The sequence below is a fragment of the Arthrobacter sp. TB 23 genome, from assembly GCF_000294595.1.
Classification (GTDB): domain Bacteria; phylum Actinomycetota; class Actinomycetes; order Actinomycetales; family Micrococcaceae; genus Arthrobacter_D.
In genome coordinates, this window is record NZ_ALPM01000043.1 from 27,897 (window position 1) to 50,375 (window position 22,479).

Annotated in this window: 17 protein-coding genes and 2 pseudogenes; 9 read left to right on the forward strand and 10 right to left on the reverse strand. The window is 63.9% G+C overall.

Annotated elements, in window-relative coordinates:
• The 4 genes from B384_RS0105790 to B384_RS0105805 all read left to right on the forward strand — a co-directional run bounded on the left by B384_RS0105790 (position 1) and on the right by B384_RS0105805 (position 3,468).
• Positions 1–1,209: an MFS transporter gene (locus tag B384_RS0105790; protein ID WP_026040992.1), complete on the forward strand. Its 1,209-nt coding sequence runs from the start codon at positions 1–3 to the stop codon at positions 1,207–1,209.
• Between the two features lie 101 nt (positions 1,210–1,310).
• Positions 1,311–1,961: a hypothetical protein gene (locus B384_RS0105795; RefSeq protein ID WP_019482194.1), complete on the forward strand. Its 651-nt coding sequence runs from the start codon at positions 1,311–1,313 to the stop codon at positions 1,959–1,961.
• Entirely contained in the window at positions 1,954–2,250 is a 297-nt protein-coding gene (locus B384_RS0105800) for a transcriptional regulator (protein WP_019482195.1), read from the forward strand. The genes B384_RS0105795 and B384_RS0105800 overlap by 8 nt, the downstream gene beginning before the upstream one ends.
• Positions 2,251–2,409: 159 nt before the next feature.
• Positions 2,410–3,468, forward strand: a complete 1,059-nt coding sequence (locus B384_RS0105805) for a LacI family DNA-binding transcriptional regulator (RefSeq protein WP_019482196.1) — start codon at positions 2,410–2,412, stop codon at positions 3,466–3,468.
• On the opposite strand, the gene B384_RS0105810 is transcribed toward B384_RS0105805, so the two are convergent.
• Positions 3,454–4,707: a glycoside hydrolase family 32 protein gene (locus B384_RS0105810; RefSeq protein WP_019482197.1), complete on the reverse strand. Its 1,254-nt coding sequence runs from the start codon at positions 4,705–4,707 to the stop codon at positions 3,454–3,456. The genes B384_RS0105805 and B384_RS0105810 overlap by 15 nt on opposite strands.
• Before the next feature lie 120 nt (positions 4,708–4,827).
• On the opposite strand from B384_RS0105810, the gene B384_RS0105815 reads away from it, so the two are divergent.
• The 5 genes from B384_RS0105815 (at position 4,828) to B384_RS0105835 (ending at position 12,483) form a co-directional block, all read left to right on the forward strand.
• Positions 4,828–6,144, forward strand: coding sequence for an ABC transporter substrate-binding protein (locus B384_RS0105815; RefSeq protein ID WP_019482198.1), 1,317 nt, complete (start codon positions 4,828–4,830; stop codon positions 6,142–6,144).
• Positions 6,145–6,227: 83 nt separating this feature from the next.
• Positions 6,228–7,223: a carbohydrate ABC transporter permease gene (locus B384_RS0105820; RefSeq protein ID WP_156808985.1), complete on the forward strand. Its 996-nt coding sequence runs from the start codon at positions 6,228–6,230 to the stop codon at positions 7,221–7,223.
• Positions 7,220–8,167, forward strand: a complete 948-nt coding sequence (locus B384_RS0105825) for a carbohydrate ABC transporter permease (RefSeq protein ID WP_019482200.1) — start codon at positions 7,220–7,222, stop codon at positions 8,165–8,167. Before B384_RS0105820 ends, B384_RS0105825 begins: the two co-directional genes overlap by 4 nt.
• Before the next feature lie 222 nt (positions 8,168–8,389).
• On the forward strand, positions 8,390–10,297 hold the full coding sequence (locus tag B384_RS0105830; RefSeq protein ID WP_019482201.1) for an amylosucrase: 1,908 nt from the start codon (positions 8,390–8,392) through the stop codon (positions 10,295–10,297).
• A 23-nt stretch (positions 10,298–10,320) separates the two neighbouring features.
• Complete coding sequence (locus B384_RS0105835; protein WP_019482202.1) at positions 10,321–12,483, forward strand: alpha-galactosidase; 2,163 nt, start codon at positions 10,321–10,323, stop codon at positions 12,481–12,483.
• 79 nt (positions 12,484–12,562) lie between these two features.
• Here the strand turns inward: B384_RS0105835 and galK are convergent.
• The 9 genes and pseudogenes from galK to B384_RS0105885 all read right to left on the reverse strand — a co-directional run bounded on the left by galK (position 12,563) and on the right by B384_RS0105885 (position 22,393).
• A pseudogene (gene galK, locus B384_RS17890) lies at positions 12,563–13,722 on the reverse strand (galactokinase).
• Positions 13,719–14,867, reverse strand: coding sequence for a galactose-1-phosphate uridylyltransferase (gene galT / locus B384_RS0105845; protein WP_019482203.1), 1,149 nt, complete (start codon positions 14,865–14,867; stop codon positions 13,719–13,721). The pseudogene galK and the gene galT overlap by 4 nt, the downstream one beginning before the upstream one ends.
• Positions 14,864–15,679, reverse strand: coding sequence for a DeoR/GlpR family DNA-binding transcription regulator (locus B384_RS0105850; RefSeq protein WP_019482204.1), 816 nt, complete (start codon positions 15,677–15,679; stop codon positions 14,864–14,866). The genes galT and B384_RS0105850 overlap by 4 nt, the downstream gene beginning before the upstream one ends.
• A 220-nt stretch (positions 15,680–15,899) precedes the next feature.
• Complete coding sequence (locus B384_RS21005) at positions 15,900–16,580, reverse strand: SDR family NAD(P)-dependent oxidoreductase (protein ID WP_019482205.1); 681 nt, start codon at positions 16,578–16,580, stop codon at positions 15,900–15,902.
• Positions 16,581–16,883: 303 nt separating this feature from the next.
• A pseudogene (locus B384_RS21475) lies at positions 16,884–17,303 on the reverse strand (PspA/IM30 family protein); the annotation flags it as partial.
• A gap of 20 nt (positions 17,304–17,323) precedes the next feature.
• Complete coding sequence (locus B384_RS0105870) at positions 17,324–17,923, reverse strand: hypothetical protein (RefSeq protein WP_019482208.1); 600 nt, start codon at positions 17,921–17,923, stop codon at positions 17,324–17,326.
• A 55-nt stretch (positions 17,924–17,978) separates the two neighbouring features.
• On the reverse strand, positions 17,979–19,850 hold the full coding sequence (locus B384_RS0105875; RefSeq protein WP_026040997.1) for a glycoside hydrolase family 13 protein: 1,872 nt from the start codon (positions 19,848–19,850) through the stop codon (positions 17,979–17,981).
• A 3-nt stretch (positions 19,851–19,853) separates the two neighbouring features.
• Positions 19,854–20,795 carry a sugar ABC transporter permease gene (locus B384_RS0105880; protein WP_019482210.1) on the reverse strand — a complete coding sequence of 314 codons (942 nt, stop codon included), beginning with the start codon at positions 20,793–20,795 and terminating at the stop codon, positions 19,854–19,856.
• Entirely contained in the window at positions 20,795–22,393 is a 1,599-nt protein-coding gene (locus B384_RS0105885; protein WP_019482211.1) for an ABC transporter permease subunit, read from the reverse strand. Before B384_RS0105885 ends, B384_RS0105880 begins: the two co-directional genes overlap by 1 nt.
• Positions 22,394–22,479 lie beyond the last annotated feature (86 nt).

The window sequence follows — 22,479 nt, forward strand, 5'->3', positions numbered from 1 at the left end:
ATGACCCCGCCCGCGATGTGGGACGGTCATGCAAAAGGGAGCCGAGCGTATAACCGGATGCTCTGGGCCCTGTTCTTCGCCGGAGTGGCTACCTTTTCCCAGCTGTACTCGGTGCAGAGCGTGCTCACGAGCATCGCCGACGGCTTCTCCATCTCGGCGGCGCAGGCAGCTCTCACCGTGTCTGCCGCCACCATCGGCCTCGCGCTGGCGGTCATCCCCTGGTCCTGGGTAGCCGACCGGGCAGGCCGCAAACGCACCATGACCTGGGCCATCAGCGCCGCCGTCGCCTTCGGGCTGTTGGTTCCCCTGGCACCCACCTTCGAGCTGATGCTGGCGCTGCGGTTCCTGGAGGGCACAGCCCTCGGCGGCATCCCCGCCATCGCCCTGGTATACCTCAACGAGGAGGTGCAGCGGTTACACGCCGCCGTCGCCGCGGGGACGTATGTTGCGGGGACCACCATCGGTGGGCTGTCCGGGCGGCTGGTGGCGGGCCCGGTGGCCGACCTGTTCGATTGGCGCGCCGGTGTACTGGCCGCAAGCCTCATGGCAGCGCTGGCGGCCGTGGCCTTCGTGTGGCTGGCCCCCGCGCCGCGACGATTCACCCCCGTGGTCAGGGGGATCGGACCGAAGCTGTCTGAACGGATCGTCCACAACCTCAGGTCGCCGAGGCAGCTCGGCCTCTATGCCCAGGGATTTTTGCTGATGGGCGGGTTCGTCGCGGTGTACAACTACCTCGGCTTCCGGCTTGAGCTCCCGCCATTCGGCCTCCCCGTCGCGGTGATCAGCCTGCTGTTCCTCGCCTACCTGGCCGGAACCGTCACCTCCCGGGTGGCCGGAACCCTGGCCGTCCGGTTTGGCCGGCTTCGGGTGATGCTGGCCGGGATCCCGGTGATAGTCATCGGCCTGCTGATCACGCTCACCGATTCGCTGCCCCTGATTGTCGTAGGTCTGGTGATTTTCACGGGCGGGTTCTTCACCGTTCACGCGGTGGCTGCCGGGTGGACGCCGCGACTTGCTGCGCTGGGCAGCGCCCAGGCGTCGAGCCTCTACAACTTCTTCTACTACGCCGGTTCCAGCCTGATTGGCTGGATCGGTGGATTCTTCTTCGGCGGTTTTGGCTGGGCTGGCGTTGTTCTCTTTGCCAGCGCGCTGGCGGTCGTTGCCGGCCTGCTCGCGGCGACAACCCTCCGCGGCGCGCCAAACCACTAGCCCACCAGATCACCCCGCCCCCCTCTTGCGCACAGACTGGTTTGCGTGACAAACTAGTTTGCGTAATCGGTTACGCGTAGTCCAGACCAGGGGGGAACCAAATGATTACTCAAGCACCCGACGGCGATCAGCCGCTCGATCTCCACAACGCTCTCCGCGTGGTGAAGAGCGCCGAAGACACTGCTCGTCGTGAGCTCCGCGGCAATGAAGCCCTGCTGTATCTGGTCTGGGGGCTTTCCTGGCTGCTGGGTTTCGGCACCCTGCATGGCTCCCGCTTCGGGTGGCTACCGCTCAGTCATGAGCCCGCGCTAGCCATCTTCGGCGTCTTCCTGCTAATCGCCATCGTGATCACGATTGTCACTACCGGCCGTTACAGCCGTGGGATCCGAGGGCACAGCGCGTTCCTCGGCGCCATGTACGGCGTTGCCTGGGCGCTGGGGTTCCTCGTCATGGGCACGTTGAGCGGAATCATCGCCAACGTCGTCGACGACTTCTGGGTCCGTGGCATGCTGATCAACGGCATCGCGATTCTGATTGTGGGACTTCTTTACATCACCGGCGGAACCACCTTCAACGATAAAACCCAGTCCCTCATGGGCGTCTGGTTCCTGGTCATCAACATGGTGGCGTTGCTGAGTGGGTCCGAGCACTATCTCACCGTGTTCTTCATCTTCGGTTCTGGCGGCTTCCTGGCGGGCGCCGCGGTGGAAACTGTCCGCCGTCGTCAGCAAAGGCAGCTGACCCATGCCTGAGCTGGACCCCATCATCCATGCCGAGGCCCGCCTGCGAGCCATCACCACTCTCAACGAAGTCGGCGAGCGGGACCGCATTGCCTTCACCAAGCTGCGCAAGATCCTGGACATGACAGCGGGCAATCTGTCGACCCACCTGCGCAAGCTCGAGGAGGCGGGGTATGTGGAGATCACCAAGACCATTGAGGGGCGCACTCCCGCCACCTATGTCGCTATCACCGTCAAGGGTAAGGCGGCTTTTGCCGACTACCGGAAGGCCCTGCAGGACCTCCTCGCAGGACTCTCCTGATCATTCGACAGGAGCCACAGTGACCCGCTTTTCCTGACCCGCGGGTGGAATACCAGCGGCAATACCGGTTGGGAATTGCCGGCTGGCGTGTGGCACAGGTCTCACGGTAAACGTTTTGGTCTACAGTGATCTGTACGAAGCGCATTGAGGGGAGCAACCGTGGCGTCTAGTGATGCTTTCGTCAAGCCTGTCGGAATCGAGGATGTTGCTCGAGCGGCCTCCGTGTCGATCACGACCGTCTCTCACGCCTTGAGCGGCAGGGGCAAGGTTGCTGAATCCACCCGGAAGCGCGTGCTGGAGGTCTCCCGCGAACTGGGCTATGCCCCGAACCGGATGGCCAGCGGGTTGAGGAGCAGGCGTTCACAAATCGTCGGCCTGGTATCCGACGACATTGCTACTACACCGTTTGCCACCGGTGTTGTCCTTGGCGCCCAGGATGCCGCGTCAGAGCGCGGCCAGCTTCTGGTGGTCGTGAACTCAAATCGCGATAGTGACATTGAATCAAAACAACTTGCCGCGCTCCTGGCCGCCCAGATTGACGCTGTCGTCTATGCACGAATGTTCCATGAGGATTCCAGCGAATTACCTCCGGAGCTTGATCGAATCCCGTCGGTGCTGGTGGACACTACCGACAGCCGCGGGGAGCTTCGCTCAGTGGTTCCCGATGAGGAGCAGATCGGTCGGCTGGCTACCGAAACCCTCCTGTCCGCTGGCCACACTGCCATCGCTCACCTCACGGTCACCGGGGCCGGGCGCGGCAAAACCGGGCGGGCAACGGGGTACGAGGCGGCGATGCGCGACGCCGGCCTGCAGCCCAGGGTCTTTACCGGCCAGGATACCGGCACCTCGGAATCAGGCCGTGTCGCCTTCACGCAGATGATCGAGTCGGCTTCCCAAGATGTCACCGCTGTGTTCTGTTTCAACGATCCGATGGCGATGGGCGTGTATCAGGCGGCCATGAGAATGGGTGTGAGTATCCCCGCGGATCTTTCCTTCATCTCCGTGGACAATTTCGAGCCGGTCGCCGCGGCGCTACAGCCGGGCCTGACAACTGTCGAGTTACCCCATTACGGTATGGGGAGGTGGGCAGTTGATGCGGCGCTGGCGGAGATGATACCGGAGCGACCCGCTGCCCCGTTGGAGACCCGGCTGCCGGGCAAGCTGGTGACCCGAGAGTCGATTTCAGCGCCTCGCGTCGGGGACCTATTCCCGCGCTAGCCGATACACCGTCACGTCTGCACCCACAATGGTCCATGACTTCTCCAGCGCCGCCATCGGTGCGGCGAACACGCCGGCCCGCGAACAAACTTCGACCACGGGCCCGTCGACGATGATGCGAATGTCGCCCGCCCACGGGAAGCTGTATTTCTCATTCTGCAAACAGACCGCGAGATGAGTTGAACCGCGCTCGAAGGAGAGCACCGCGGCATGGTCCTGCCTGATTTCGAAATGGTTCTCAGCCGATGCAGGCCAGAGGATGTCGTACGCCGAACCAGGTAATGTGTCCGATCGACGTCTGTCGGGGATTTGATAGTTATCAAGGTCGGGATGGGGCGTGAGCATCAACGAATCATCCTCGATCGAAATGCGATACGGAATCGAGTGAGCACCCATCCACTCCGTGCCAGCAATCTCACGGAGCCAGAACATCATGCAGGGCTTGCCCTCGGCGTCCTGGAAGGTTGTTGCCGCGTATGGCGAGGGCCCGTAGCTGAGTCGCCGCCAGGTGCGCACGGTGAAGACGCCGTCGGCGAAGTTACCGAGGGCGTAGACGACGTCGACGAGGACGTCGTCATCCCACACGGAGACGATGAGCGCATGCTGCCCATCAATTTCCACGATCTGGGGGCACTCCCACATGGCTCCGCTCCATAGCGGACGGTTTTCATTCGTCGAACGGCTGAGTACAGGGCCATCCTCGCGCCAGGTGACACCGTCAGTGGACGAATATCCCAGGGCGCCAGCCCGGCCATCCGCGAAGGCGGCACCAACAATCATGTGCCAGCCGTCAGCTGAGCGGATGAAGGACGGATCCCGGAAAGCGCTCAGACTCTCCACCACCGGCGGGGACAGCACGATGGGACCCTTTTGCCACTCAATCCAGTCATCGTCAAGGGGGGTCGCCGTCCGCACCGCACCCAGCGCCGGATGGTCACTGGTCACTGACGTATAGAAAATTGTCGGGGTTCCTGCTGCGTCGATGATGAGCGAGCCGGACCAGACACCGTCGTCTCCTTCCCCGGGCACCAGGGCAGGCTTCAGTTCCTCGAGGGAGAACAGGTCCGGGCCGCTGGCGTGGCCCCAGGAACACCCCAGCCCCCAAGCCGTTTGCCCAGGGACGTACTGGAAGAAATGGTGGTACCGGCCGTTGGCGAAGGTGATCGCATGGGGATCGTTGATCCACCCCTGCGAGGTGAAATGAAACTTTGGACGCGGCAGCGCAGGGGCAGGTTCCATGGTTCTCCAATCGTTATGTTCCTGAGACCTAAAACGTTTTGTCTTTGGGTGTGACTTTGATTACAGTCGTTCAACACCAAACGTTTTGGTTATAGTACTCGTCATTGAAAGGACGAAGCGATGAAGCTTCCTAATAAGATCGCCGGCTCACTGACTGTCGCAATAGCGCTCGCCCTCACCGGTTGCTCCGGCGGCGGCGGCGGCGAGGATGGCGGTGGCGACGCCAAAGAAATCACGATTCTGGGCGCGTTCACCGATGTGCAGGCCGCAGCGTTCCAGGCGGATCTCGACAAATGGTCGGAAACGTCTGGCGTCAAGGTCACCTACGACGGCAACACCGACTTCCAGACGGCCGTCGTCTCGCGTGCCAGTGCCGGAAACCCACCCGATATCGCGATCTACCCCCAGCCCGGCGTCCTTAAGAGCCAGACCTCCACCCTGTACCCGCTTGAGGACCTTGGCATAGACGTCGCCGCGATTACGGCCGACCAGGCAAATGGACTGGGCACTATCGCCCAGGTTGACGGGAAAACCTACGCACTGCCCTACTCCATCAACGTCAAGTCACTTGTCTGGTACAACCCGAGTGCCTTCGAAGCGGCAGGCCTCAGCATCCCCAGCACGGATGAGGAATTGACCGAACTGCAGTCCACCATCATCGACGAGGATCTCGGTTCGCCCTGGTGCGTGGGGATGGAATCGGGTGCAGCCACCGGCTGGGTTGCAACAGACTGGCTCGAAGAGTACGTGCTGCGCTACGGCGGCCTCGAGGAGTACAACGCCTGGATTGCAGGCGACGTGACTTTCGACAGCGATCTCGTGAAGAAGGCTGGCGAAAAGGTGGCCAGCCAACTGTTGGAAGAGGGAAAGATCAACGGCGGCGGTCCCGCTGCTGCGACGACATCCTTCCAAACCGCCGGCAACCAGCTCTTCGCTGATGGCAAGGACAACGGCCAGTGCTTCATGATGCGTCAGGGTTCATTTATTTCTGACTTCTTCCCCGATGAAATCAAATCCCAGATCGAAGCGGGCGACCTGTCCAACATCGACTTCTTCCAGCTCCCCTCCCCCGAAGGCACCGATGCAGCGATGCTTGGTGGTGGAGACCTCGTCGGAGCGTTCACCGACTCAGATGAAACCAAGCAGGTCATCGAGTACCTCGTGGGCAAAGATTTCGGCACCAATGGATACGCCAGCCAGGCAATCTTCCTTTCCCCGCACAGTGACTTCGATGCCTCGAACTACACCTCGGAATTCCAGAAGAAGGCACAAGACCTCCTCGCCGAGTCGTCAGTCTTCGGCTTCGACGCCTCCGACCAGATGCCCGGAGAAGTTGGCGCAGGAACCGAATGGACGCAGCTGACCAACTGGTTCTCAGGCCAATCCTCCATGGAGGAAGCCTTCACCGCCATCGATGCCTCCTGGCCAGACCGATAACCACCTCCCAAGCGGCCGGGGGCCGATATTTGGTCCCCGGCCGCCTCGGCTCATCCTCGTAGAAACGTCAGGTGGTCCAAGCGATGCCCATCTTCAGCGCACTCATCTCCGTGGTCCTCGGACTCGGCATATCACTACTGATCTTCTGGAGCCTGAACTGGCTCGTCGAGCAGTCAAACAACAAGTGGAAGTCCCGGCTCCTGCCGTACGTCTTCCTAGCCCCCGTCTTCGTGCTGGTGGCAATATTCCTCCTCTACCCGGCTCTGCGCACCATCGTGCAGAGCTTCACCCAAACCAGCCTGAGGCGTGGTGAGGGCGACACTTTCGTAGGTTTCCAGAACTACCAGGAGCTGCTGACCGACCCAGGGTTTCTCGGTGTTCTGCTCAACAACCTGCTGTGGGTCCTCGTTGTCCCTGCAGCTACGGTTGTGATCGGTCTTGCCGTTGCGATCCTCACGGACAAGTTGGGGAAACGCCGGGAGACCACCTTCAAGGCAATGATCTTTGTGCCCATGGCCATCAGCGGCGTCGCAGCCGCGGTCACCTGGAGGTTCATCTACTTCTACGCCCCTCCCGGCAATCCGCAAATCTATCTGCTTAACTCGATCTGGACGGGCCTCACCAATCAGGATCCGGTGCCTTGGCTGACCCTGGACGCGGGTCGTCTCAACAGTTTCCTGATCATGTGCATCGCTATCTGGCTTTATGCCGGCTTTGCCATGGTGCTTCTCTCAGCTGCCATCAAGGCCGTTCCTGAAGAAACCATCGAAGCAGCCCGGTTGGACGGGGCCAGCGAACGACGCGCCTTTTTCCTCGTCATTGTCCCGCAGATTCGCGGCACGATCCTGGCGGTCTTCGTCACCGTTGTCATCTTCGTCATGAAGATCTTCGACATCATCTATGCAATGACCGGAGGCCAGTACAACACCAGCGTGCTTGCCGTGGACTTCTACTCGCAGCTCTTCAGCTTCCAGAATCCCGGCAAGGCTGCCGCTGTGGTCATCCTCCTGATGATCGCTGTGGTCCCCCTCATCGTTTATCAGATCCGCAGCTATAAGGCGCAGGAGGAACTCCGATGACTCTCATCCCTACCCCGGTCGTCGACGAAACCAAAGGCCGAACAACCGTCGATGTCCACCGGAAGAAGCGGCGCCTCAATGCAGCAGGCGAAGCGCAGAAGCCCCACATCATCACCACCCTGATCATGGGGGCCATCGCCCTGATCTGGCTTTTCCCCTTGCTCGGACTGCTCATCACGAGTTTCCGCACCAAAGCCGGGGTCGACGCGACCGGATGGTGGACTGTCTTCGTCGATCCTTTCGGCCAGGGGTGGACGGGACAGAACTTCGTTGATGCGTGGGCCGCTCTCGATGTTGGAACCACGTTCTGGAACTCAGTGGCCGTTACCGTTCCTGCCACCGTGCTACCGGTCATGATCGCGGCGATGGCGGCCTACGCCTTCACCTTCTTTCAGTTCCGCGGTAAGGAAATCTACTTCGGCATCGTGCTGGGGCTGATGGTCGTTCCGGTTCAGCTGGCCATCATCCCCGTCCTCCAGCTGTTCGTCCGGTTCGGCGAAATTACCGGGATCCAGATCATCGGTCAGTACCCGGCAGCGTGGATCGTGCACGCAACGTTCGCGATGCCGCTGGCGATCTACATGCTCCGAAACTACATGCAGACCCTGCCCAACTCACTCATCGAAGCAGCCAAAATCGATGGGGCCAGTCACTTCCAGATTTTTTGGAAACTGGTTGTCCCGATGTCCGTTCCAGCCCTGGCATCATTCGCAATCTTCCAGTTCCTCTGGGTGTGGAACGACTTCCTCGTCGCCTACATCTTCATCCAAAGCGGAGATAACGCCGTGATGACACAGGGGCTGTACACACTCCTGGGTCAATACGGGCAGGGCTGGCAGCGCGTCGCGGCAGGTTCCTTCATCACCCTCGTCGTGCCTCTGCTCATCTTCTTCGGACTGCAACGGTTCTTCGTCCGCGGACTGACGGCCGGGTCCGTGAAGTAAATCCTCGCGGGTGCAGCGCGTGGGCCAGGTTTGACCAGCCGCAGGCACTCAACGCAGCAACCGCAGCGCAGTTGACGCAGAAAAGTCTGGCCGCATCGAGGAGTGTGCGGCCAGACTTTCGTCATCCGAGGACCTACCCCGGGCCAGTCGCTGTATTATTTTCTGGCCGCCTGTACATCCGCGCGCATCCTCATCAGGTGCCACCGAGTAATAAGGAGAACTGTGCCGACCACCGCTTCAGGTCTGCCTGATGACCATTTCCAAAAACAGTTGCTGTCCGCGCGGCGGCCTGCGACGTCGGATGCCGACTGGCAGTCCTTTGAGGCGCGGTTCGACCGGGAATTCTCCCGATTGCGATCGCTGTTTCACCGCATCTACGGGCCGGCGGCGGACGCCGAACTGCTGCAGGTGGTACTCGACGCCGCCGCGTCGTGGCAGGACCGCCCAGCGGATCTGAAGGGCATCGACGCCTCCCGCGCCATGACCCCGGACTGGTTCCAGTCCCACCGGATGCTCGGTGGTGTTTGTTACGTGGACCTCTACGCGGGGAACCTCGCCGGCCTGCGCGAGCGGATCCCCTACTTCCGGGAACTCGGCTTGACCTACCTGCACCTGATGCCACTGTTCGCGGCACCGGCAGAGAACTCGGACGGAGGGTATGCGGTCTCCAGCTACCGCGACGTCGATCCGGCGCTGGGCACCATGGACGATCTGGCGGCCCTCGCCCGGGAACTGCGCGACAGCGGCATCGCCCTCGTGGTCGACTTCATCTTCAACCACACCTCGAGCGAGCACGCCTGGGCCCGCAAAGCCATCGCCGGGGACCCGGAGTACAGAGACTTCTATCTGATCTACCCTGACCGGGAGATGCCCGACGCCTATGAGCGGACCGTCCGCGAGATCTTTCCCGATGACCACCCAGGGTCGTTCGTCCAACTCGAGGACGGACGATGGATTTGGGCTTCCTTTCACTCCTTCCAATGGGACCTCAACTACCGCAACCCACGCGTCTTCCGGGCGATGGCCGGGGAGATGCTGTACCTCGCCAATCAGGGCGTGGACATCATCCGGATGGACGCCGTTGCCTTCATCTGGAAGCAGCTTGGCACCACCTGCGAGAGCCTGCCCGAGGCGCACCTGCTGCTGCAGGCCTTCAACGCGGTTTGCCGACTCGGCGCGCCATCCCTCCTGTTCAAATCCGAGGCGATAGTGCACCCCGACGAGGTGGTGCAGTACATCGACCCGGGCGAGTGCCAGCTCAGCTATAACCCGTTGCAGATGGCCCTCATTTGGAACTCGCTCGCCACCCGGGAGGTCTCCCTGCTCGCCCAGGCCCTCGAACGCCGGCACAGCATCCCGGCGGGCACAGTGTGGGTCAACTATGTGCGCAGCCACGACGACATCGGCTGGACCTTCTCCGACGAAGAGGCCGCCGAGCTCGGCGTCAATGGGCATGACCACCGCCGGTTCCTCAACGCGTTCTACGTCAACCGGTTCCCCGATAGCTTCGCCCGCGGAGTCCCTTTCCAAGACAACCCACGTACCGGGGACTGCCGCATCTCCGGCACCGCGGCATCCCTCGCCGGGTTGGAAGCAGACGACGACGCCGCCGCTGTTGCACGTATCCTGCTCATCCACTCGATCATCCTCAGCACCGGCGGTATCCCGCTGCTCTATCTGGGCGACGAAGTCGGTCAGCTCAACGACTACTCCTACCTCGCGGATCCGGCCAAGGCCGGCGACAGCCGCTGGGTGGGCCGACCCGCCTACCCCGCAGACCGCTACGCGACCCGAACAGACCCCGGCACGGACGCCGGGGCGATTTACACGCGGCTGAGACACCTCATCAAGGTGCGGAAGCAGACACCAGAATTCGGCGGCGGACAACTCGTCCCGTTCAACACCAATAACCCGCATGTCCTCGGCTACCAGCGCCCCGGCCTGCTCGACGGTGAACCCTCGACCGTCGTCGTCTTCGGTAACTTCGCCGACACCCCGCAAAAGATCACCGCTGACACCCTCTCGGGTCTTCCCGACACCGCGCTGGAACTCATCACCGGCGAACGCTGCCGCCTGCACGCACCCCTGACCCTGGAACCCCACGGCGTGCGCTGGTATCGAACCCCATGATCCCTTTTCTGAAAGAATGTGCAATGCCTATCCACTTATCAGCGGCGGACACCAGCGTAGTAATCGACGCCTCCGGACCCGGCGTCCCGACCATCCTGCACTGGGGGCCGTCCCTGGGAGCCTTGAACGAGCAGCGGCTCTCAGCACTTGCGGCATCTCTGGTGCCGCAACGCGTCTCCGGGGGCCTCGATGTCCCAGCCCAGCTGTCGGTCATTCCGCAGGAAGCGTTTGGCTGGCAAGGCACGCCAGGTTTCACCGGCCACCGGCAGGGGGCGAATATCTTTCCCGCGTTCCGCCACGTTTCGCTCGAGCAGACAGAGGTTGCTGGCGGGCAGGAGGTGGTGTTCACCGCTGACGATGAGGTTGCCCGCCTTCGCGCTACCGGGTCGATCAGCCTCACCGCCGGCGGTGTTCTGCGTCAACAGCTGTCGGTGACGAACACTGGTGACTCCGACTACGAGGTACGGTCGCTGCTGGCATCCGTGCCGTTGCCCGATTCAGCGGTCGAGGTGCTGGATACGACGGGGCGGCATCTGCGCGAACGGAGCCCCCAGCGCCACCTGCTTACCCAGGGAAGCTATCGCAGGGAAAGCCGGCGCGGTCGACCCGGCGCTGACGCCAGCCTCGTGCTGGTCGCTGGCACCCAGTCCTTCGGATTCGAGACAGGTCTGGTGCACGCCATACATCTGGCCTGGAGCGGGAATCATCAGCTCAGCGCCGAGAAGACTCCGACGGGCCAGGCATTCCTCAGCGCCGGGGAACTGCTGCTCCCGGAAGAGATCGTCCTCGCGCCAGGCGAGACGTACACAGCCCCGCTGATGATGGCGTCCTGGGGGCACGGCCTCAACCAACTGTCCGCCCGCTTCCATGACGAGGTCCGTTCCCGCCCCGCTCACCCCTCGTCCCGCCGCCCCGTCACGCTTAACACCTGGGAGGCCGTGTACTTCAACCACGACCTCAACCGCCTTACCCGCCTTGCCGACAAGGCAGCCGCCCTGGGCGTGGAACGGTTCGTCCTGGATGACGGCTGGTTCGATGGCCGCCGCGATGACACCTCCAGCCTGGGCGACTGGTTTGTTGACCCCGAGGTCTGGCCCGACGGTCTCACCCCGCTCATCGATCACGTCCGGGGCCTCGGCATGGAATTCGGCCTTTGGTTCGAACCAGAGATGATCAACCTCGACTCCAAGCTCGCTGTGAACCACCCCGACTGGATCATCCAGGCCGAGGGGAGGCTTCCGGTCCCGGGCCGCCAGCAGCAGGTCCTGAACCTCGCGAACCCGGCCGCCTACGACTACATCCTGGAATGCATTGACACGATCCTGAGTTCCCACGACATTTCCTACCTCAAGTGGGACCACAACCGGGACCTGCTCGACGCCGCAGACGCTTCCACCGGTCACGCAGTCGTCCATCAGAACGTCGCTGCCGTGTACCGGTTGATGCGCACGCTCAAGGACCGCCACCCAGGGCTGGAGATCGAGAGCTGTGCCTCCGGCGGAGCCCGCGTGGACCTCGGAGTTCTCGACCAAACCGACCGGATCTGGACCAGCGACTGCATCGATCCCCTCGAGCGGCTGACCATCCAGAAGTACACCGGACTTCTGGTACCTCCCGAACTCATGGGAATGCACATCAGCGGTCCGACCTCCCACTCCACCGGTCGAACCCATACCCTGCCCTTCCGGGCAGCGACAGCGATCTTCGGTCATTACGGCATCGAATGGGATATCTCCACACTCACCGCGACGGAGACAGCACACCTCAAGGGGTGGATCGACCTCCACGTCCGGTGGCGGGACATCCTCCACACCGGCATCGTCGTTCACGCGGATCTGCCGGATCCGGCGATGGACCTGCGCGGAACGGTCGCCTCCGACCAGTCCGCGGCCCTGTTCGCCTACTCGCTCACCGCCTCCAGCGCGTCCTACCCGCCGGGGAAACTCACCTTCCCCGGCCTTGACCCGGACCGCTCCTACACGCTGCGGCTCGCCAGCCCATACACGTCCCTTCCGGGCAACGGCCAGTCACCCCTGGCCTGGGCCGAAGCAGCTCTGACCGGCACGCCACTGGAGTTGACCGGGGCCAGCCTCGCCCATGTCGGCATCCAGGCACCCGTCCTGTTCCCCGAGCAGTCCATCCTGATCGAACTTCATGCGACCGGAAGCCTTGGCGCAGCTGACTGAACCAGGCGGGCGCTTCACCCCAGGCTGTCACCCCAGGCTTCACCCCAGGCTTCGCCCCAAGGAAAGCCTGGGGTGACAGTCAAGCGATGCGGGCGGCTCCTGCGCCGGGCAGGACGCTGAAGATGACCGGCGCCCGGAAACGGGCAGCGGAGAAGGCATCCTCGACGGCCGCCCGGATGGTGGGTACATCGTCGACGGCTACAAGCGCGATGGCCGCGCCGCCGAAGCCGCCGCCGGTCATGCGGGCGCCCAGTGCGCCGGCGTCGAGGGCCGCGTCAACGGCCGTGTCCAGTTCGGCACAGGAAATCTCGAAGTCGTCCCGCATCGATGCGTGACTGGCCACCAGCAGCGGGCCGAGCGCAGCGGGTCCCTCGCGGGTGAGGAGCCGGACGGCTTCCTGAACCCGCGCGTTTTCCGTCACGACGTGGCGCACCCGGCGGAACGTCTCCTCGTCGAGGACACCGGCAGCTTCGGCCAGGTCTTTGACTGATAGATCCCGGAGAGCGGGAACGCCCATCAGCTTGGCACCGAGTTCGCAGGAGCGGCGACGCGCCGCGTACCCGCCNCGGTGGAATGCGAGTGGCTGACGCGGGTGTCGATCACCAGCAGTTCCAGCCCGGCGGCCTCGAGGTCGAGGGGGACGAGCTGGGACTCGCCGGAGCGGCAATCAAGGAAGACGGCGTACCCGGCCTCGCCCAGCAGTGACGCCGACTGGTCCATGATGCCGGTCGGCGCTCCCACCATCCGGTTCTCCGCCAGTTGCCCAATAGCAGCAAGCTCCTGGTGGGATGCCCCCGCCTGAGCGAGCTCGTTTGCCGCGACGGCGACGGAACACTCCAGTGCGGCGGAGGAGGAGAGCCCGGCTCCCACGGGGACGGAGGAGTCGACCAGGAGGTCCATGCCGGGGCAGCGGTAGCCCGACTGTTCGAAGGCCCACAGGACACCGAGCGGATACGCAGCCCAGCCCTCGACACCGCCTTCGGCCAAGTCGTCGAGGTCGGCCGTGACGGCGTCGTCGTCGGGGGCGAAGGTGGACGCGACCCGCACCCACCGGTCCCCGCGGACAGCGGCCGCCACCGTCGTCGAGTGCCGGATGGCGAAGGGCAGGACGAAACCCTCGTTGTAGTCGGTGTGTTCACCGATGACGTTGACGCGTCCCGGCGCTGCCCACAGACCATCGGGTTCAGTGCCGAACCGGTCGGTAAAGGCCGCCGCGAGGTCGTGCGGGGTGGAGGTCATGCGTGGTCCTTCCGGGCTGAAACGGCAGCAGCGTTAGTGGCGGGCGTGGCGCGGCGGAGTGCCTCCGCGACGGTTTCCGGGGTGGTGTCATTGATGAAGGCGCCCATCGCGGCCTCGGAGCCAGCGAGGAACTTCAACTTGTCGGCGGCCCGCCGGGGCGAGGTCAGCTGGAGGTGCAGGTAGCTCGCGGGCCGTAGCCCGTCATCGATCGGTGCCTGCTGCCATGCCGCGATGTACGGCGTGGGGGTGGGGTAGAGTGCGTCGAGCCTGCCAAGGAGCTCCAGGTAGACGGTGGTGAGTTCGTTCCGCTCCTCATCGGTCAGTCCCGCCAGATCGGCGACCTGCCGGTGGGGTACCAGGTGTACCTCGATGGGCCACCGTGCCGCGAAGGGCACGAAGGCGCTGAAGTGTTTTCCCTCGAGGACCATGCGGTCCCCGGCGCTCCGCTCGGCGGCCAGGGCATGGCCCATGAGGGTCTGCCGCCCGCCCGAGGCTTCGAAGAACGCCGCTGCCCGCGCCGCGAGGGTCGCGGCCCGGGGCGGGATGAACGGGTAGGCGTAGATCTGGCCGTGCGGATGCAACAGTGTCACGCCGATATCGGCACCGCGGTTCTCGAAGCAGAAGACCTGTTTGATTCCGGGCATCGCGGACAGCGCCTCGGTGCGGTGCGCCCAGGCGTCGATGACCGTCCTGGCGCGCTCCGGGCTGAGTGAGCCGAAGGATCCTTCGTGCGCGGAGTCAAACGCCACGACCTCGCACCGTCCTGATGCTGTCGCCGTCGTGCCCCAACCCGGCGTCTCCGGAAGCCCGCCGAGATCGGGGCCAAACGAGGAAAAGCGGTTCTCGAACACGACGACCTCGTAATCAGAGGCTGGAATCTCCGAGCGGTTCGCCGGCGTCGTCGGGCACAGCGGGCACTGATCCGCGGGCGGCAAATGCGTGCGCGACTGGCGGTGGGCGGCGACGGCGACCCACTCGCCCGACAGCGCGTCGAAGCGCGCGGTACCGGCGGCTCCGCGGGGTGGCAGCCCACGCGTGTCGCGGGTAGCTGCTGCGTCACGGTGTCGCGCAGCGCTGTCCTCGTGCGCGTCGAAGTAGATCAGTTCGCGCCCGTCGGACAGGCGGGTAGGGGTGATAGAGGTCATGGGCGCTCTTCCAGATGAGGATCGAACAGGTGGGGGTCGGGAACGGGTTCGCGGAGGATGCGGGTGAGGGCCCCGTACTCGCTGTCGGGTTGCCGGTCCGTGACCAGGGCCGAAGCCGTGTCCAGCGGAGCGACTCCGGCGAGGCTCACGACGCCAATTTTCGTGGCGTCGGCGAGCACGACGAGTCTGCCGCAGGTGCGCGCGAACGCCTTGTTCGTGTCCGCCTCGGCGAGGTTCGGGGTGGTGATACCCGCGGCCGCGTCCACACCGTGCGCTCCCATGAAGCACAGGTCTGCGCGCAGGGAGGCGATCGTGTTCGTGGCGAGGGGTCCCACGAGCGCCTTCGACGGAGTGAGCTGACCCCCCGAAAGCAGTACCCGCGGTGCACCGTCGCCAGAGGTTGCGCCATGCAAGCGGTGCAGTTCGTCCGCCAGGGGAAGGGAGTTCGTGATGACGGTAAGTCCAGGCACGCGGAACAGGAGTGGGGCCAGGGCGAAGGTCGTGGTGCCGCCCGTGATGGAGACGGTCATGCCGGGTGCAAGGAGGGAAACCGCAATGGCCGCGATCTGCTGCTTCGCTTCCTTCCCACGCATCCTGTTGGCGTCGAACCCCGGCTCCACCGCACTGATCGTACCGGGACGCACGGCACCGCCATGCACGCGCACGAGCGCCCCGCGCGTTTCGAGGACATCGATGTCCCGGCGGATTGTCATCTCCGAAACGCCGAGGGCCAGCGCGAGTTTGCTGACCCGCACCGCAGGCCGGCGGGTGAGCCTGTCGAGGATGGCGGCATGGCGCTCGGCTGCAAACATGATCCTCCTACCGGCTGTGTGGGCGCGTTGGCACTGCGTATCAGCGGATCACGACACTGCGAGAAGCGAACGGGTTCGCGCGGAAACGAACAAAATCTATCATGATGAACACGGGAAGGGAATAGGCGCTTCCCACTATCCGCTGGTGAGAGTCTCTGTGCCTCTCGGTCCCGACCTCGCTTGACCCCGGGATCGGCGGCGATGCCTTCCCGTGGAACGGTTAGCTGAAGGCCGCCGCTGGCAGGTCCTTCTCGCCGTTCACGATGGCCGCCACGATCCGTTCCGCGACGGCTTCCGGGTCCTTCCCTTGCGGAAGGCGAGGCGCGGATCCTGCTATCGCGCGGTTCACCAAGCCCGTCTCGGTGTGCGGCGGCCGAACATCGATTACCCGGATGCCCTGCCGCCGGGTTTCCAGCGTCAACGCTTTACCGAACGCGCTGAGCGCAGCCTTGCTGGCTGAATAGGCTGCCATGCCGGCGGTGGGGCTCTCGGCCACGACGGCGCTGACCTGAATCACCACTGAGTCCTTGTGCAGCTGCGGCAACACCGCCCGGATGAGCCGGATGTACGCCATCAGGTTCACCAGAAGGAGCTCGTCCAGGGTTTCATCGTCGAGCTCCGCGGCTGGGCCGAAGGCCACCACACCGGCGGCGTAGACCAAACCGTCAAGATCCTCGCAAGCGTCCGCGATTTCAGCTGGCGCGCCGGGATGCGTGAGATCGGCTGGGATGGTTCCGGCTACCGAGGTCCCGAGTTCTTCGGCCAGGCTGTCGAGCTTCTCAGTGGACCGTCCGGAAAGGGTCACCCGCGCCCCGGCTGCTACGAGTTGCCGCGCCACGGCGGCGCCGAGCACCCCAGTTGCGCCGATGACCAGGAAATGGTTGCCACTGATTGTTGTCATGCCGCCGAGTCTACCCACGCCGCCCGGGTTGGGCCCTAGTCGCGGGGGTGGTGGTTCTTCAGACGGTCCAGTTCCCGTTCGGTGGCCGAGCTGGCTTCGAGTTCCTCGAAGGCTTCTTCCACCCGCCGCGAGTTGGGGTCCGTCCAGGACAGCTCGTCGTGGGCGGCGGCCCGCGCCTGGACGCGTCGCGCTTCCAGCTCGGCCTGTCGAGCTGCGGCTTCGGCTCCCNCCCGCCGCTGCCTGCCCGGACCCGGCAAGTGCGTCCTGCATGCCAAGTTCGGCCTGGGCGGCACCGTGGCGGGCCTTCAGCGTCTGGTAGCGGATGCCATTGTCTTCCACCCGGGTTTCGAGCCGCTGGAGGTTGGAGTCGAGCTGGCGCACCTGGGTGTCGAGATCATCCCGCTGACGGGTGAGGGTTTCGAGGCGCTTGGTGACGGCGAGACTTCGCCGCAGTGCCGCCCGGGCGGCGTCGTCGTCGCCCGCGTTGACCGCGCTGGACGCGCGGCGCTCAAGCTGGTCGAGCTCCGCCCGCGCTTCGCCCGCGAGCAGTTCAAGGCGGTGACGGTTGGCGGCCAGATCAGCAACACTGCGGCGGGCCTGATCCACCAGGTCGAGCTGCTGCCGGTGCGCTTGTTCAACGGTCTGGATGGGGTCGGTGGGCTTCTCCTTGGCAGCGGTCCGGTTGGCCCGGACGATGCGGGAAATGCGGCGGCCAATTGACATGGTGGTGGTTCCCTCAGCCTCTACTGGATTTGGTCGGGGGTGCCGTAGGACTTGCTCCACGCCTGCAGCACATTGATTTCGCGTGTGAGGTGGGTGCTGGCCCGCTGGATTTCGTTGGCACCGCTGGGCTGGCCCGCCTGCATCAACGACCGGCGGAGGTCAGCGGAGAGAGTGCCGTAGGACTGGACCTGCTCCCCAATCCGGCCGGCCAGATCCCGTTTGAGCTGCCGGTCGGGTTCGCGCTCGGCCATTCGCAGCTGGTTCTCGAGTGCCCGCTCCGCACGGAATAGGTCCTCGGCAACGATGGGAAGTTCACCGATCGGGCCGCCGCTCCCGGCTGCAGCATCGAGGGCCCGGCGGGTCGCCTGACCGGAGCGCCGCAGGTCCAGACGCAGCCGCGCGATGCGGCGGACGCCGTCGTCGACCGCGTAGGAACGGGCGGTGAGCACCCCGTTCGAGAAGCCGCGCTGCACCACACCGGAGCGACGGAGCCGCCGGACAATGATCCAGGTGGCGAGGGCCATGCCGAGGCCAATCACCAGCAGCGTCGCCCCACCGATCAGGAGCAGCTGCACGAGCGTTTCACCGAAGTCACCGGCGTCGGAGAACTGTTGAGGCATACCCCCAGTCTGCACCGTAACGGCAAGGGTTTCCAGCGGGGCGCCAGATGTACGCTCAGGGCAGGACCAGCCCTGGGAAGCGCCAGACCTGAACGCTGGGGCCCCTGCCCGAGAGCACTAGCATCTGATCTGCCAGCACTCCGGTTGCGTCCGGCCACCCCAGGGCAACCTGTTCGGCGTCGGACCACAACCCCGGCAGGAGACCCAGCGGAACCGTGACGCAGTCGTAGTCCGCCCTCGCCGCTACAATCACGAAGCATTCATGCTCATGCTCCCGGGCGAGCACAACCACGTCCCGCGCAACAGCTAGCCAGCGCACCGTTCCCTCCAGGAGCGCCGGAGACCCCGCCCGCAGCGAGGCTAGCGCTGCAATGAGGGCGCGCAGATCATCGGGCCGGTCGGCGGATCCTTGCCACGGCATTGGCGTACGGGAATCCTCGCCGTTGCTGCCGCGCAGCCCAAATTCATCGCCGGCGAAAAGAGTGGGCAGGCCAGGTAGCAGGAACACCAGGGCCATACCGACGGCTGGGCCGCCCTTGATCATCACGGTTCCTGCCCGTGCCGTGTCATGGGTGTTCAACGCGCTCATATTCTGGGTTCGTGCACGCCAGGAGAAGCCCGCCGAGAGGGCGAGGTGCGTCGCCACAAAACCATGACCGTCGATGCGCGGAATGCCGGTGATAGGGGTTCCGAAGAAGTTGGCTGCCGCGTCTTCACGTGCAAGCCACTGCCACAGTGGCCTGGTGAAATTGGAGTAGGTCATGGCTCCGTCCCACGCCTGGCTGGTCAGATTCTCGGTGGCATCCCCGGTGGATTCGGCGAGGAGCAGCAGTCCCGGTCGCACATCGTCCATGGTGGCCCGGATCAGCGCGGCGATCTGATGGTTCATGTCCACGTCTGAGTTGCGTCCCATCATGTTGGCCACGTCGATCCGCCACCCGTCCAGATTGAACGGCGGCAATAGCCATTTCGCCACCACCGAGTCCGTTCCCTCAATGAAGCGCCTGCGCAGCTCCTGGGAGGCCCAGTTCAGTTTGGGCAGACTCGGCACGCCGAACCAGCAGGCGTAGCCGGCGGATTCCTCGTCGAAGTAGTAGAAGCCGGCCTCGGCGCTTGTCGGATCGGCGCGTGCCTTCTGGAACCATTCGTGTGCGTCACCGGTGTGGTTGGCCGTCAGGTCACCGATCACTGCGATGTTGCGGGCGTGGGCTGCTTCCACCAACCGGATCAGGGCGTCATCCCCGCCCAGGAGGGGATCGACGACGTCGAAGGTTGTTGCGTCATAGCGGTGGTTGGAGCGCGCAGGAAAGAAGGGAGTCAGATACAGGATAGTGACACCAAGATCGACGAGGTGATCGAGCTTTTCGGTAATCCCGTCAAGGTCCCCCCCGTAGACCTGCCGCGGGGTGAGCTCCCCTCGGGGCTCAACCGGGTCTTCCCAGGCACATGCTACGGCCCAGCTGGGGAGGTCCGCTGGTTGCTGCGTCTCTGACCTGGCGAAACGATCAGGGAAGACCTGGTAGACCACCCCGCCCCGGGCCCACTCAGCAGGGGCCGGCCGGCAATGGATGACGAAATCGTCCCGGTCTGGGGTGTCCCAGGGGGATGCGCCGGTGGCGGTCAACCAGGACCAGCTGGGGCCTTGGGCCTCAGCCCCCTCGAGCAGGAAGCGGTACCTCAGTGTCGGATTGACCACTGTGACGTCTGCCTCCCACCAGGACCAGCTGTCGACGCTCGGGAGGCTTCGGGCCTGGTCATAATGTGGTTCACCGTCCCTCAACGACCGAAGGAATACCCTGCGCGGTGTCCCCCAGTGCGCGGGAACCCGCAGCCGCAGGGCAAGGACATCGCCTACTACCGGTGACTGATTCCTGACATATTGTGGCGAACCGTCGTGGTGGGGCGAGCTCAGGGTTGCATCTTGCACGGCTCAGCCCTTGACTGAACCGGCCACGAGACCGTTGGTAATGTACTTCTGCAGGAACAGGAACAGTGCCATCACCGGAACAGCGGCGAGGACGGCGCCCGCGGCGAAGACCCCCCAGTTCTCGGATCGCTGCTGCGCTACATAGGAGTAGAGGCCCACGGCGAGGGTCTGGGAGTCCGGGTCGGTCAGGACGACGCTGGCAATAACGAATTCGCTGCTCAACCCGATGAAGGCAAGCAGACCAACCACCGCGAGGATGGGCGTCACCAGCGGGAGGATGATGGTGAAAAAGACCTGGACGTGGCTTGCTCCGTCGATCCTGGCTGCCTCATCGAGCGACTTGGGCACGGTGTTGAAGAACCCGTACATGAGGTAGGTGTTAACCCCCAGGGCCCCGCCGAGGTAGACCATGATGAGTCCGAGTTGGCTGCCGAGGCCCAGCCACGGCACGATATCCGTGATGGCATTGAGCATCAGGAAAATGGCGACCACAGCAAGCAGCTGGGGGAACATTTGCAGGATCAACAGGGTAAGCAGGCTGATCCTGCGCCCGGTGAACCGCATGCGGCTGAACGCGTAGGCAGCAAGCGCCCCCAGGAAAACTGTCGCAGCGGACGTGACCACACCGATGACCATCGTGTTGATGAACCACCGGCCAAACGGCCGGCTCGGGTTGGTGAACAGCGCTTCGAAGTTGCCGCCGTCAATCTGGCTGAACAGGGCGTTGGAACCGACCATCGTTCCGTTCGAGTTAAGGGCCGCTGAAAGGACATAGATCAGAGGGAACACGGCAAAGAGGGTGGTCACCACACCCACCACATGCCGCCACCCTTTATGCCTGAACCATTGGCTGAAGGTGCGCTGGCGACGCTCGGGGATCTTGCCCGTGGATTGCGGGTGGGGTTCGGCGACGGCGGTCGCCCGGGGCTCGGTGAATGCAGTCATCAGTTGATGTCCTCCAGTGCCTTGGTCTGCCGGAAGCTGATGGCCGAGACCACGGCGACGATGATGAAGATGATGATGGATAGGGCGCTGGCCAGGCCATAGTCACGGCCCACCCCGGTGCCGAAGGCGATTTCGTAGACCATCGTGATGAGGATGTCCGTGTGCCCGATGTTTGCCGTCGTGTTGCCGAAGCGGGGCCCGCCGTCGGTCAGCATGTAGATGACGTTGAAGTTGTTGAAATTAAAAGCGAAGCTCGCGATCAGCAGCGGCGCCACCGAGACGAGCAGCAGCGGCAGTTTGATGGCGGTGAAGGTCCTCCAGGCCGTGGCGCCGTCCATGCGGGCCGCCTCGTTGACCTCCTCGGGCAAGGATTGCAGGGCGCCCGTGCACACCAGGAACATGTAGGGGAACCCGAGCCACAGGTTGACGACGAGCACACTGACCTTCGCCAGCAACGGATCGGTCAGCCACGGAATGTCCGCTCCCCCAAAGAAGGTGTTATTGACGAAACCAAATTCCGGATTGAGCAGTCCGGACCAGACGAGACCGGCGAGGAAAGCCGGAAAGGCATACGGAAGGATCATCAGGATGCGATAGACCCGCTTGCCGCGGAGGTCGGGAAGATTGAACGCGTTGGCGAGGAATAGCCCCAGTGCGAAGGTGGAGAGAACTGAGACGATCGCGAAGGTGAAGGTCCAGAGAACCACCTGCAGCAGCGGTCCCCGGATGTTCTGGTCGGAGAAGGCCTTGGCGAAGTTGTCGAACCCGACGTTCACTTTCCACCCAGTACTGAGCTGCTCACCGTCGACCGAGGTGAACGAGCCCTCGCCCGAATCGGTGTAGGTGGCTCCGGTTTCGAGGTTGGTGAACGTGCTGGTCGCCTCATCAAAACTGAGCGAGGGACGATAGACGTAGGCGCTCGATCCATCGCTTGTCTTTAGGCTGCCGTCCTCGGGGTCGTCTGAGAAAGGGACGGTGACGGCCAGGATGTCGGCCTGGTTCGTGAGGATCTCAGCGAAGCCCAGTGTCCGGTACCCCTCCAGTTCCACTGCCCTGCCCGTCGAGTCCGTGACGGCCTCGCTCGCGTCTTCGAGCGGCGAACCAGTGGTGCCAACGGACACGTCGCCGTCGGGATCGGTGGCGAGGAGGTGGAGTTCGCCGTCGCGCTCCAGGATGGAGACGCGGTAGGCAGGCGAATCCGGCACCCGTTGCTGCGCCGACAACTGGATGGCGCTCACGGCGTCGGCTTTGGTGCTGTTGTGCCCGTCGCCGTAGTTGGTGAACGCGACGTACCCGCTGTAGAGCATCACAAACACCTGGAAGAGGACCAGGAAGAAGATGCCCGGTGCGAGGTACTTTGCCGGCAGTCCACCCTTCCTGAGATAGATCCAGTTGATGAGCAGTGTCACCGACGCGGCGACGATCAGGATTAGCCACTTCTCCTGAAAGAAGAGGGTAATCATGACGTACACGGCAAAAGCATCCACCAGGCCAAGTAGCGTGATTTTGACCAGCAGCCCAAAGGTGGAATCTGCGGTCGAGCCGGGCTTCTTCCGGGGCCGCGTTGTGGACCGGTCGGGAGGGGCAAGGGTAGACATCGAAAAGGCTTTCGTTGGTAGGCCGAGGGCGGCCGCTGCGGTGAGGTTATCCGCCGCGGACCGGGGAAGGGCACCGGCCCGCGGCG